Annotated in this window: 10 protein-coding genes; 6 read left to right on the plus strand and 4 right to left on the minus strand. The window is 51.2% G+C overall.

Translation table 11 applies throughout. The annotated features are described in order from the left end of the window. Nucleotides 1-78: 78 nt before the first annotated feature. From B036_RS0120540 to B036_RS0120550, 3 genes are all read left to right on the plus strand, one after another. Nucleotides 79-1,335 (plus strand): serine hydrolase domain-containing protein, encoded by a 1,257-nt coding sequence (locus B036_RS0120540; protein ID WP_026232177.1) that lies wholly within the window; start codon nt 79-81, stop codon nt 1,333-1,335. Nucleotides 1,336-1,404: 69 nt separating this feature from the next. Then, nucleotides 1,405-2,031, plus strand: coding sequence for a DNA-3-methyladenine glycosylase (locus B036_RS0120545; RefSeq protein ID WP_020570619.1), 627 nt, complete (start codon nt 1,405-1,407; stop codon nt 2,029-2,031). A 149-nt stretch (nt 2,032-2,180) separates the two neighbouring features. Continuing rightward, nucleotides 2,181-3,533 (plus strand): type IX secretion system plug protein, encoded by a 1,353-nt coding sequence (locus B036_RS0120550; RefSeq protein ID WP_026232179.1) that lies wholly within the window; start codon nt 2,181-2,183, stop codon nt 3,531-3,533. Between the two features lie 274 nt (nt 3,534-3,807). On the opposite strand, the gene B036_RS0120555 is transcribed toward B036_RS0120550, so the two are convergent. Continuing rightward, entirely contained in the window at nt 3,808-4,359 is a 552-nt protein-coding gene (locus B036_RS0120555) for an NADAR family protein (protein ID WP_020570621.1), read from the minus strand. 367 nt (nt 4,360-4,726) lie between these two features. On the opposite strand from B036_RS0120555, the gene B036_RS0120560 reads away from it, so the two are divergent. After that, nucleotides 4,727-5,344 (plus strand): hypothetical protein, encoded by a 618-nt coding sequence (locus B036_RS0120560; protein ID WP_071596795.1) that lies wholly within the window; start codon nt 4,727-4,729, stop codon nt 5,342-5,344. A 12-nt stretch (nt 5,345-5,356) separates the two neighbouring features. Here the strand turns inward: B036_RS0120560 and B036_RS0120565 are convergent, their stop codons facing one another. Further along, on the minus strand, nt 5,357-5,956 hold the full coding sequence (locus tag B036_RS0120565; RefSeq protein WP_245557494.1) for a Crp/Fnr family transcriptional regulator: 600 nt from the start codon (nt 5,954-5,956) through the stop codon (nt 5,357-5,359). 218 nt (nt 5,957-6,174) lie between these two features. Between B036_RS0120565 and B036_RS0120570 the strand changes: the two genes are divergently transcribed. Both B036_RS0120570 and B036_RS0120575 read left to right on the plus strand, forming a co-directional pair. Continuing rightward, a complete protein-coding gene (locus B036_RS0120570) occupies nt 6,175-7,626 on the plus strand; it encodes a TolC family protein (RefSeq protein ID WP_020570624.1) in 1,452 nt (483 codons plus the stop codon). Between the two features lie 161 nt (nt 7,627-7,787). After that, complete coding sequence (locus tag B036_RS0120575) at nt 7,788-9,140, plus strand: HlyD family secretion protein (protein WP_020570625.1); 1,353 nt, start codon at nt 7,788-7,790, stop codon at nt 9,138-9,140. A gap of 179 nt (nt 9,141-9,319) precedes the next feature. On the opposite strand, the gene B036_RS0120580 is transcribed toward B036_RS0120575, so the two are convergent. Together B036_RS0120580 and B036_RS0120585 are read right to left on the minus strand one after the other, a co-directional pair. Then, nucleotides 9,320-10,081 (minus strand): DUF4292 domain-containing protein, encoded by a 762-nt coding sequence (locus B036_RS0120580; protein WP_020570626.1) that lies wholly within the window; start codon nt 10,079-10,081, stop codon nt 9,320-9,322. Nucleotides 10,082-10,212: 131 nt separating this feature from the next. Then, entirely contained in the window at nt 10,213-11,763 is a 1,551-nt protein-coding gene (locus B036_RS0120585) for a tetratricopeptide repeat protein (RefSeq protein ID WP_026232180.1), read from the minus strand. Nucleotides 11,764-12,354 lie beyond the last annotated feature (591 nt).

Below are 12,354 nucleotides of genomic sequence, written 5' to 3' on the forward strand. Positions count from 1 at the left end.
TTGAGGTAATACTTCTTTGTCCAATCGGTGCCAGAAACAGGTATCACCACCTATATTCACCATCAAATCCCCACGTCAATGATATTACGCTTCCCCCTCCTTGCGCTTTTACTCCTCCTCTGCACCGGCGTCCGCGCCCAAAATATGCCCACCGCTTCGCCGGAAAGTATGGGTTTCGATGCGGAAAGGCTGGAAGGGGTTAACACGCTGATGCAGGGTTTTGTGGACCAGGGTATCATCCCGAATGCGCAGACGATCGTACTGCGGCGCGGCAAGGTAGTCCACCGGGGCACCTTCGGGTACGCCGACCTCGAGAAGAAAACACCTGCCCGCCCCAACGACATCTACCGAATCGCCAGCCAGACCAAAGCCATGGTTACCGTAGCGCTGATGATGGAATATGAGCAAGGAAAATTTCTGCTGGAAGACCCGTTAGAAAAGTACTTGCCAGCATTTGCCAAAATGCGCGTCTTCAAAACGCATAATGCGAAGCGAAAAAAGTTCACTACCGAGCCTGCCAGAAGCAGCATCACCATCCGGCAGCTGCTGAGCCATACCTCCGGGATCAGCTATGGTATCCCGGTAGAGACCGAGGAGATGAAGGTGCCGTACTTTGCCAGCCTGGAAGACGATACTCTCGAAGACGTAGCGAACCGTATCGCTAAACGCCCCTTGCTCCACCAACCCGGAGAAGGCTTTAGCTATGGATTGGGTATTGATGTAGCGGGCCGACTGCTAGAGGTTATTTCAGGGCAAACGCTGGAAGAGTACATGCTGCAGAAGGTGTGGGGACCGCTCGGTATGACCGACAGCCACTTCTACCTTCCTGCCGCTAAGCACGACCGATTGGTGAAGCTGTACTCAAAATACACTGCAGAGGCTCCGCTCACTCTCCACGAAAACGAAACCTACCGGGACTTCGCCATCAAAGGTGCTCAAACCTACTTCTCCGCTGGTGCCGGATCGGTGGGAACGATTGATGACTACGCCCGTTTCTGCCAACTAATGCTCAACCGCGGCACCTACAACGGCGTGCGCTTACTGGCGCCCAAAACCGTGGACATGATGTTGAAGAACCAGATTGGCGATGCGGAAGTGTGGGATCGTAAGGACAAATTCGGCCTCGGTTTTCAGCTTATCACCGCCGGAACGCACTATGGCGACCAGGCTCGGCCAGGTGCTTTTACCTGGGGCGGCTTGTATTGTTCGGAATACTTCGTTGACCCGGAAGAAGAACTGGTGATGCTGGTTTATACCAATGTGCATCCGATTCCGCAGTACGGGGAAGTGGTACGAAAGTTTCGGGTGGCGGTTTATGCGGCGCTTATGGAGTGAACGGGGTTCAGCTTTCAGTTTTCAGGACCTAGTTTTCAGGGTTTAGTTTTCAGCAGTAAACGTCAATAATTGCTAATCAACAATCTACAATTTCTTACCGGAACTGACCCCGTAGTCATCGCCCGCCAGCTGATCGGGGTGGAACTGGTCACCACGTTGGGCGGGGTAGAGACCGCTGTTCGCATAACAGAAACGGAAGCGTACTGGGCACCGGATGACCGGGCAAGCCACGCCTTCGGGAATAAACGGACCAAACGAACGGAGGTGTTTTTTCACCAGCCGGGCACGGCCTACGTGTACCTTTGCTACGGTATCCATGAAATGTTCAACGTGGTGACGGGGCCGGCAGGCACCGCGCATGCCATCCTGATCCGGGCGGGAGAACCGAGCCGGGGCTTGGAACACATCAAGAAAAGACGTAATATTGAAACCTTAAGCCCGCAATTAAGCAGCGGGCCGGGCGTTTTGACCAAAGCTCTCGGTATTGACCGGAAGCTCAATGGTCACGACCTGCTGTTGCCCAACGGTGTTGTCAGGCTGGAAGTGACCGGGCCTGAGGTGCCGCCGTCTCAGCTTATAGCGACGCCACGGATCGGTATCGGTTATGCCGGGGAGCCATGGACAAGCAAGGCCTGGCGGTTTTACCGGAAAGACTCCCGGTTCGTAAGTCGGTTGAATGCCTTTAAGGAAAGGTGAAAGTTGGCGGGTTAGTCGGCTTTTTACCCAAAACGAGTGTATTAATCTCCTTACAACCGTGCGCTGCGCGGCTACCTGCGGCGGTTCCACGGGGTAGGTGTTTTACAAAGCTGACGTGTTTTGGTAGCCTAAAGTTTAAAACAATGTTGATGATTCATCGCTCTTTAAAAATCTTCTTTTGCACCTGCGTCCCCGCCCTGCTTATGCTCCTGAGTATAAATCTGACGGCGCAAAACGAAGACCTGAAGTTTATCGATAATACCTACGTCGACTACATTAAGACGGTGCGATTACACATTGATGGGTTTCCGCACAGCTATCCGTTTATCGAGCTGAACGGCAATGCCCGGCTGCGGCTTTCGTTCGACGATCTGAGCGACGAGGTGCGTCGCTACTCTTATAAATTCATTCATTGCGACCAGGATTGGAAACCTTCCGGTCTGAGCTCACTGGAATTCAACTCTGGTTACTCGACCGACTATCTGGAGGACTACGACTTTAGTCTCCGAACGCTGAAGGAATATGTCCATTATGACCTGACCTTTCCCAACCGGAACATGAAATTGGATGTCAGCGGCAACTATCTGCTGGTTGTTTACGATGAAGAAGATGATGCTTTCCCGGTAATCACCCGGCGATTTATGGTGCAGGAAAACATTGCCGGCATGAGTGGCCGGATCATGCGACCGGCGCAGGTGGACAAGATTCATACCCACCAGGAAGTGGACATAACCGTAAATACCAAACAACTGAACCTGAAGGCCCCGATGCGGGAACTGAGCCTGACTGTACTCCAGAATAACCGATGGGACAACGCCGTTACCGGCATCATCCCTAACCTGCTGAAACCAGATTACGTCCGGTTTGATTACCAAGGCAAGGTCAGCTTCCAAGGAGGTAATGAATTTCGGAACCTCGACATCCGCTCCGTCCGTGCACCCCGCTCCCCGATGGCGGGCATCACCAACGAGGGAGACTTCTACGCCATGATGATGGAGGCGGAAAAGCCCAGGGATACGGGTACTTACCTTAGCTACTTTGACTTAAACGGTGACTTCGTCAATTTCCGGTTCGACCGGGACGTGCTCACCCTCGCAGATGAGTTTTTGCAGGAAAATTTCGATCGCTTGCGCTTCGACTTTAATGGGGAATACATTGAAATGACCTGGGTGTTGAAGACCCCCTTCCCACTTGACCGCGACGTTTATATTTTTGGCGGATTAAGTGAGTACCAGCTGAAGCCTGGCTTGAAAATGATCTGGAATCCACAGATCAACGCTTATGTTGGTCGAACGATGCTTAAGCAGGGCTTTTACAACTATCACTACGTCACGGAGAAAAGGCCGGAGAAGGGCTCTACCGACCGGATCAATTACGATGAACTTGAAGGCAGCTTCGATGAAACCGAAAATGATTACCTGGCATTGGTGTACTGGCGGCCGATCGGGGGGAGATATGATCGGTTGATAGGGGCACTTTTGCTGAATAGTACGCTTGATTAGACGGTGCTGTGCAACTTGGTAGACGTCCGCTACGCTCACTAGGCAGATTGTAGAAGGTAGGCTGCCACATGGCTCAGCTCGCTTCGCTCGGATGCTTCGAAGCTTTGTTCTCACAGAGAGGGAGGCACCGAGGGGGTACAGAGAGCCGTCGTTGGAGAAGCGGAAAGCTGAAATATGTGGCATAAACGAGTGCAGCGAACTGCCCCGTGCGGAGCACTACCTACTGAAGGCCGAAGGCCGTCTACCGAGAAAAGGAGCGCAGGGACCTATTTGCCTAAGATTTGCGGATCAAATCTCTAGCTTCCATCAAACACCACCCCAACCAATTAGTCCCCTTCCAGTCTTCGGGGCCGACGCTTTCTGCGTCGGCAGCACTCATGCCTATGCCCCAGTGAGGATCAAAGGGGCTGGCTTCTACGAGGATTTTATTGCCGGTGGTTTCGAGGAATTCCAGTAGATCGGGGTTGTGCTTAAATTTCAGGAAAGAGCCTTCCGTGACGATTTGACGCATGTGCTGTTTCCAAATGGTTACGTCAAAGTCTTTGACCTGGCGACCAAGTTTTTTGGCTATGGCGGGGTTTTCAGTAACCAGAATTTTTTCGAGGATAGTCTCATCGTTGAAAAGACGAGCCTTTTCGGCCATCATCCAATGTTCTGCAGTGGGGTAATAAACTTCCTCATGGTCGAAGCCACGGGGATACCACTGGCTGAGACAACTGGAGGTAATGACACCATCTTTTCTGGTGCGGTGGCCCCAGAAGTATAGGTATTTGAAGGAGTGTTCGTCTCGAAGTTGCTGGAGGAGCCAGTCGTTGGAGTAGGTCATTTCGAAGGGTTTAGGAAGTAATGGGCTATTCGGGGAGAGAAGTTGCGGGGATAGCTTGTTTTTTAAGAGAAGATTCATTTAGCCAGATATTGAATCTTGATTAGTCGCAGCTCATTTAATCCGGCCCGGTATTTCTCAAAATGGGGATTGGGTTTACCTGCCGACGTTTTACTACTGAATCAATTCTTCGAGAAGTTCTTTGGAGGTGATTTTGTTAATGGTTCTCAGGAATGGTGAAAAAGCTCTTTTAGGCGAGGTTATTCAACGGAGCGCAAATCTGTCCTTTAACCTTCTTAGCGGGCTTTATTGACTTTAGTCAATGAAAAACGGGCGGTATCCTCCGAGATTTGACCTAAAATACGATTTGATGAAAGCAATAACCGTCCTTACTTACGCACTAGTAGTATTCTTCTGCCTGCCTACTCAGGCTCAAACTGAGGATAATTGGGGTTTTGAACGTAAACATTTCATTGGTACGCAGGCCTTCATGATTTTTACACCCCTCCTGGATCGTTCTCCGGAGTTTTACCAGCTTAGCTACGGTTACCGACCGACCGCAAAAGATGAAATATCAATAGAAGCGATTACCTGGGTCTATCGGGGGCCAGGGGGCAGGCCCCATGGCCCGGATTTTGAGAATCCGGCGTCTGATTTTCCTGGAGATGTCAAGGCCTTTGGCGTAGGGTTTGCTTACAAGCGGTTTCTATGGAAAGGAGCCTTTGGCCAAATACATTCGACGGCTTTCCGGCAAATTTATCGGGACGAACGTAAGCAGAAAATACAAAGTGGTTTTCAGCTGTTCAACAGCCTTCGGTTCGGTTACCACTTTAAGGTTTTAAAGAGAAGATGGTTTGTATCGCCTTCCGTCGCCTTCACCTACTGGCCCGTTAATACTAATTTGCCCGCTTCGTTTCAATTGGAAGAGGATAAGTGGGCCAATTACTTCTTATTCGAACCGGGCCTCCATGTTGGCTTTGTCTTCTGAACTCTTAGCCGTTCAACTGTGGCCAGGCATTATTTTTCTTCTTATCCTGCTCAATGTCTCAGGCTTAATTCCCAGGTAGCTGGCGATTTGATACTGGGGAATCCTATTAATCAGGTCAGGCCGGTTATCTACCAGTAGTAAATACCTTTCCCGGGGGCTAAGGGTGATGAATTTTGTGAGCGTTTCTTGTTGGGCTCCCATCATTTGCTCCATGCCTTCTCTGCAGAATGATTCGAAACGGGGGTGCTTTTGGTAAAGGGCCTCCTCTTTTTTTCGATTAAGAATAGCTACTGTAGTTGTTTCCGTACAGATGAAATATATGGCAGAGGGCTTTCCATTTGCCTGGCTACCGAAGTTTATTGCTGATTGGTTCTCGGTATAGAAAGCTGTTGTCTTTTCCTCTCCATTCAGGGTTTTGAACTCACGAATACAGCCCTTTACGACAAAGAAAGCATCGTTTGCCACCATTCCTTCTTTTAACAAATAGTGCCCTTTTTCAAAAGTCTTTACCGGGAAGCTTTCTCTGATCCCCTGGCGTTCTTCCGGGGATAAGAAGGTGAGTTGAGACATCTGTTGTACTAGTATATTCTCCATCGGTATCGTAGTGTTCATTGGCCCCAAAAGTATGGGTACTGGGGCTTCTTTGCCGGAGTTGGTCCAGTAACCAATTATTCTGGTGTATTGCCTTAGTAACGTTTGGTACGAACAGGTCAACGGCCAATAGCGGGTACTATTGCTTCCTTTCATCCATAAAGATATGCCGTTCATAGATTAAACTTCCCAACCTCGTGGCATTTGGTAGCTTTGCCATCCGTAGTCAAATACTATTTATGCGCCAAGCTTACTTACTCCTTATTACCTGCCTCTGCTCCTATGGTCTTTCCGCTCAGGGTACTACTCCATGGACGTTGGAAAAGGCCGTTAACCATGCGCTGGAAAACAATCTCCAGGTAAAGCGGTTGGATAATTTCGCCGAGATCGCCCGTCTTAACTTGCAACAAGCACAGAATGGACGCTTGCCCACCGCCAACGGTTCCTCCAATGTCGGTGCGCAGTTCGGTCGAACGATTGACCCGACCACCAACGAATTCAACGCCCAGACGATTGGCTTCCAGGGCTACCAACTCAACGCGGGGGTCACGCTGTACAATGGCGGCCTGATCAAAAATAACCTGCGCCAGGCGGAATTCAACCTCGCAGCTGCGGAGATGGATGCTAAAGTTACCGGTAACAACATCGGCCTGCAGGTAGCCAACAGCTATTTGACCATCGTCTTGCTGAAGGAACAACTCACTAACTCCCGCGCTCAACTACAGCTTACCGACGACCAACTCAGTAATACCGACCGGCTGATCAATGCAGGTGCCTTGCCCGCTGCACAACGTTTCGACCTGGTTGCACAGAAAGCGGCCAATGAACGGGCCATAGTCGAGCTGGAAAATCAGGTGCTAACGTCCATTCTCGGACTGCGTATCCTGCTTGAAGTTGACTTTGAACAGGAGTTCACCGTTTCTACACCGGAGCTTAACCCGAGTGAAGAACAGCTATTTGAAACGTTCAACGTTAACGAAATCTATGCCGCTGCCCGAAACGTGCAGCCCACCGTGCTTGCCGCTGAACTGCGCCGCGACGCAGCAGAGACGGGCATCGAAATTGCTAAGTCGGGCCTGCGGCCCACCGTCAGCCTCTTCGGTAGCCTGAGCACGAACTTCTCTACTGTGGCCAGGGACTTTACTAATCCAGACCTTACTGGCATTGAAATTGTCCAAGGACCAGCAATTCCGGTCGTGATAAACGGAGAGGATGCAACATTGGCAGAATTTGGTGCCAGCGGTTCCCCCACCTTCCCAAAACTTGGATACTTTAACCAGCTCAACCGAAACTTTGGTCAGTCCTTAGGCATGTCGCTGAACGTTCCGATTTACAGCCAGGGCCGCAACAAGATCAACGTCCAGCGTGCTCAAGTGCAAAAGCTTAATGCTGTCCTTGACATTGAGCAGGCCGATAACCAACTGCGTAACGACGTAGAACTTGCTTTGGCCAATCTACGTGGTGCCCGGCAAACCTACCGTGCTGCTGAGGCAAGTCAGGAAGCCGCTCAGGCAGCTTATGATAATGCCCAGCGACGCTTTCGCGCCGGCGCGGCCAACAGCCTCGATCTGGTCACGGCCACCAACCGTCTGGAACAGGCGCAAACAGAATTTACAAGAACCAAATACCAACTTATTTTCAACCGTCAGGTAATCAAATTCTACCTCGGCCAGGGCTTCTCGCTCAACTAACCTATACCAACTACCCAGTACCCCAAATCCCCGAAGCAGGACGGGATTGACCTCCTGTCCTGCTTCTTTTACCACCCACTCCTGGCCCTGTCTCGCAATACTGCAGCACGGCCCCGGCACACCATCAACCATCCGCAATCAACCTCTAGCTATTCCTCACTATGGCACGTAAAATAATCCTCTTAATCTTTGCACTGATCGTCGTCGGCGCCATTGCCGCTGTAGCCTTCAGCGGGCGTAAAGAAACCGGAACGAAAGTGTTTACCACCGAGGCAAAGGCCCGGACCATTCAGGAACTTGTTTCTGCAAGTGGCAAAATTTTCCCGCAAACGGAAGTCAAGATCAGCTCCGATGTTTCCGGTGAGGTCATTGAGCTTTATGTGGAAGAAGGAGACAGCGTGGTGCCGAACCAACTGCTCGCAAAAATTGATGCTGATGCCTACCAGAGCCAAGTGGCAAGGGGAGTCGCCGGTGTAAATAGCAGCAAAGCTCAGCTGGCTAACGCTAATGCGCAGATCAACAGTCTCGAAGCCCAGCAGGCCCAGATTGAAGCCCAGTTGGCCAATGCCCGGGAGATCTACGAAAGAAACAAAGGCCTTGCCGCCGATGGTGTGGTAAGTACGGCGGAACTGGAAGCCAGCCAGGCCAGCCTCCGGGGCCTCGAAGCCAATATGAAAGCGGCCGAAAGTAATATTAAGGGTGCCCGCGAAAGTGCTCGCGCCGCCCAGTTTGGCGTTGAATCTTCTCAGGCGACGCTGAGTGAGTTAAGGACCAGCTTGCGGCGTACCACCATTTATGCGCCAATGGGCGGCGTGGTTTCCCTGCTCAACATAGAACAGGGTGAACGCGTAGTTGGTACCATCCAAATGACGGGTACCGAACTGATGCGGATTGCCAACCTCAATGCGATGGAAGTCCGGGTAGAAGTCAGTGAAAATGACGTCCCTTCCGTAAAGATTGGAGATGTCGCTGAAGTAGAAGTTGATGCCTACCTCAACCGGACCTTTAAGGGACGTGTTACCCAAATCGCGAATTCAAGCACCACCGCTGGAACGGCTGCGGATAATGTGCTCAACAGCGATCAGGTAACCAATTTCGAAGTGCGCATCAGCATTGATCAGGAAAGCTACGCAGACCTTGTCGCTAGTGGTAATACTTATCCCTTCCGCCCAGGTATGTCAGCTAGTGTAGACATCCTAACCAAAACAGCCAGTGGTATCATCAGTGTACCGATTGAATCGGTTACAACCCGGGAAAAGAAAACCGATGATGAGGATATTTCCGGAATAGATAACCTGGAAGAAGTTGTCTTCGTGATCTCCGGTGATACCATTACTCAAACGACAGTGACCACCGGCGTTCAGGATGCTAATGTGATCGAGATCAAAACTGGGATCTCCGCAGGAGATGAGGTTGTTGCTGGTCCTTATACTGCATTAAGCCGTAAACTTAAGGGAGGCGATAAGGTCATCGTAATGGACAAGGAAACGTTCTACGACGACAATAAGGACTAAATAGGTTGCAAGTTTCAGGTTGCAAGTTGCAGGTTGCAAGTTGCAGGTTGCAGGTTCAGCCCCTATCGCGAATATGACTAGCATTTAACCTTCCAAATTTTAAGGGAAGGCGCCCGGCGGCAGTGTCAGTGATCCTGGCGCTGCCGCTGTTTTTTGCAACCTGCAACCTGCAACCTGCATCACCTCCGTTGAAACGGCATATCAAGCGGGCCACTGAAACTAAGCCGGGTAAACTTCAAATCAAGTTTGGCGGGGCCGGTGGCTTCGGCATCGATCCGGAGGGTGCGTGAATGCGCGAAATCAGGCTCACCCGTTTTACCTTCCGCCTGGCGGAAGTCAGCGTTGTTAATGGTGAGGGAACGGTTTTGGACCAGTTCCTTTAGCTCCATTTCTTCCAACTTGAAACCTCGGGAGCCTACCTTATAATTGGTGGCAAAGCGCTGGTCGCGGCCACTAAGCAAGTAGGTTTCCCCTTCTGTTTTGAGGTCCAGATCACGGGTGAAAAACACCGCGTTGCCCAGGACGGCCTCCTGCAGCAGGTCAAAGCGCGCGGGGATTTTATACTTCTGCTCGATGTAACTCAGAGGCTCGGCGGTGTAATCTCCGTTGAGGCGGTTGAGGACAAAAAAGGAATCAGGGCGGATCAGTGCACGAGCCCCTTCGAAGCCAAACTTCTTGACACTCATCCAAATGGCCTTGTCCTTTTCCATTCGGATGACGGCGGTGCCACCGATGTTAAAGTCGCGGCTTTCCAGCTTAATATTAGCCCGGCCTTCCATAAACTCAGCATCGAAACTGTTGTCTTCCATGCCTTTGATCACCTTCGCGGCTTTGCTGACGGTAGTTACGCCGTCCCGTCCGTCCTTGCCTGCTCCGACTTTTACTTTGCAGGCGAAAAAAAAGAACAGGCAGGTACAGGCAAGAAGTAGGTAAGTACGCATAGGAAGGAGTGATTTTTTGGCGGGGACGCAGGTGCCAAGGTAAGGGCCTTAAGCGCAAAGTTTAGTTGGGATGGTGTCTGCAACAAAAAGTGCACTTCAACTGAGGTACGTGAAGAACGCCAGAAACCTGGTTAACTACGAACTTTTGATAGTTTACGGCCAAGCGTGGTAGACTTACTGCCGGCAGTCTTAGCCCGGGAATAGGCTTTTTCGGCATCGGCCTTATTTCCGGCGGCAGCCTGTGCATCTCCCAGGTATTCGAGGAAGAGGGCGTTAGTATTGGTGGGGGAGTCGTAGGCAAGGAGAGCCGCTGCGTTGTCGGTGTTATTCCACAGGAAGCCAACCGGGCCGGCAGTACCGCCAGGTAGTTTGGCCAGGTCAAGTGGGCCGGCGGTATCTTCGGCGGCGAAGCCGGCGAAGGCAGTAGCTAATTCATCCAGGGCAGCAATGGCGTCGGGTTGGCCGCTGACCATCAGACGGGCCTGATCAAGTAAGGACGTAGCTTCACTGAAGTTAGCGCGCAGCGCCTCCCCCAGGGCATAATTGACATAAACGGCTGGCCGGTTTGGGTATACATCCAGTGCCTCCTCTGCATACTTGCGCAATTCTGAGACCTGATTGTCAAGGTAAAGCGTACCCAGGAGTTGTTCCCATACGGGATAGACGGTGTCATCCAGTTCAATCGTAGCTTTATAGGCTTCACTTGCTTTGGCCAGTTGACCGGTGTGGAAAAAGATATCTCCCTGAATGGCAGCAGCCTTCGCTTCGTCTGGGTGAACACGCCGAAGCTCGGCGGCCAGGGCCATTGCCCTTTGTCCCATGCCTGCATCCTGCGACCCCGCCACCTGATTGACCAGGGGAAGCAATTTGCCTACTTTAAGGTCGATGTCTACATCCGGACGCCCCAGTAACGCCATCAACTCCAAATCACCGCCCGCAGAAGGCTTGTTCGGAGAGACTTCCTGCAGTGCCAATTGTGCCCGGACGTCGGCCGGTTGGATGGACAATATTTCCTGATAGACTTTTTTCGCCTTATTGGCGTCGTTCTGGCTGGTGTAATACCCCGCCAACATATGACGATACTGAAGATTGCGGGGTTCCGATTCCACGAGGGCCGTCAGTTCTTTTTCCGCTTTCTTAGTGTCTCCCTGCCCAAGATATAGGGCATGCTTGTGGCGGGCCAATTCGAGGTTGATTCCAATACGTTGTTCCAGGGCGTTATAGGCTGAAATGGCACCTTTAATGTCTTGCGCTCGGACCAGGAACGCGGCCCGCTCCAGATAGTAAACTTCCTCTTCCGGGTTTTCTTTGATCAGTGTCGCGTATAAATCAGCGCCTTCTTTATGTCGACCACTGGCCTGGTAAAGCTCAGCCAAAAAAGCCGCATACACTTCGTTAGGGCGCTTGGCGTAGGCTTTACGCAGTTGGTCAATGGCTTCCTCCGTTTCGCCAGCGGCGTACTGCAGTCTGCCGAGCTCAAACATTGCAGCATCCATTTCCGGCACGTCTTCCAACAGTGCTTTGAACAGGTTGATCGCCTCGTCTGTCTTGCCCAGTAATGCCTGCCGTTTGGCTTCGATGAACCGGGTTTGTTTTTTGATGTCAGCTTCCGTCAGGGCACCGGGCTGGGCGCTGAGTGAAAAAGAAAAGAGGATGCAAAGGAGTATGGAGGCGAAACGCATGAGGCCGCGGTAGTTTGAAGGGTACCTTAAGGGGGTGTTGGTAAACCTGCTTCCAGAATGGTGAACGGGGAACTTAAGGTTGTTCATAGTCTGGAAGGCAATTTACCAACAATCCTTATGGTAACGTTTTTCAGGGCTGGTCGTTGTATGAAGGCCAGTTTATTACGGTTCCCATAACGGCGGACCGGATCACTTTCCTCTCTTTAGGTCCGGGGGCGTCCCGTTCACTGGCTAATAAGCACAACTAATTAACCTTCCCAACTTCGTTTGCTGCCTTCTGGGGCGGGTCGGCCTCGCCACAGGCAAATACGGTTTTGCCCGGGAGTTTTAAATAAAAACATGAGTCATCCCGAATTTTGGCGATGACAAAAAATTAGGCCTTTTGTGTATTTTCGAGGAGTTCTCACACTTCAAGAAAAACTCAAAAGGCCTATGTTTTTAAAGTTACTGCAAGATAAAGCAACTACTCCAATAAAGCGAAAAGCAGGTCCATTTCTCCTTCGTCAAGTAGATCGTTACACCCGTCAGATAAGGGTAGATTTGGATGCTGCTATTGATAAGCGACTGGTGGGGACTTTTTTCAACCTATTC

It is taken from the genome of Neolewinella persica DSM 23188, assembly GCF_000373105.1.
GTDB lineage: Bacteria > Bacteroidota > Bacteroidia > Chitinophagales > Saprospiraceae > Neolewinella > Neolewinella persica.

Coding starts and splice junctions, on each gene's coding strand:
- B036_RS0120540 (WP_026232177.1), top strand. CDS start 79: ATGATATTACGCTTCCCCCTCCTTGCGCTTTTACTCCTCCTCTGCACC.
- B036_RS0120550 (WP_026232179.1), top strand. CDS start 2,181: ATGATTCATCGCTCTTTAAAAATCTTCTTTTGCACCTGCGTCCCCGCC.
- B036_RS0120555 (WP_020570621.1), bottom strand. CDS start 4,359: ATGACCTACTCCAACGACTGGCTCCTCCAGCAACTTCGAGACGAACAC.
- B036_RS0120560 (WP_071596795.1), top strand. CDS start 4,727: ATGAAAGCAATAACCGTCCTTACTTACGCACTAGTAGTATTCTTCTGC.
- B036_RS0120565 (WP_245557494.1), bottom strand. CDS start 5,956: ATGAACACTACGATACCGATGGAGAATATACTAGTACAACAGATGTCT.
- B036_RS0120570 (WP_020570624.1), top strand. CDS start 6,175: ATGCGCCAAGCTTACTTACTCCTTATTACCTGCCTCTGCTCCTATGGT.
- B036_RS0120575 (WP_020570625.1), top strand. CDS start 7,788: ATGGCACGTAAAATAATCCTCTTAATCTTTGCACTGATCGTCGTCGGC.
- B036_RS0120580 (WP_020570626.1), bottom strand. CDS start 10,081: ATGCGTACTTACCTACTTCTTGCCTGTACCTGCCTGTTCTTTTTTTTC.
- B036_RS0120585 (WP_026232180.1), bottom strand. CDS start 11,763: ATGCGTTTCGCCTCCATACTCCTTTGCATCCTCTTTTCTTTTTCACTC.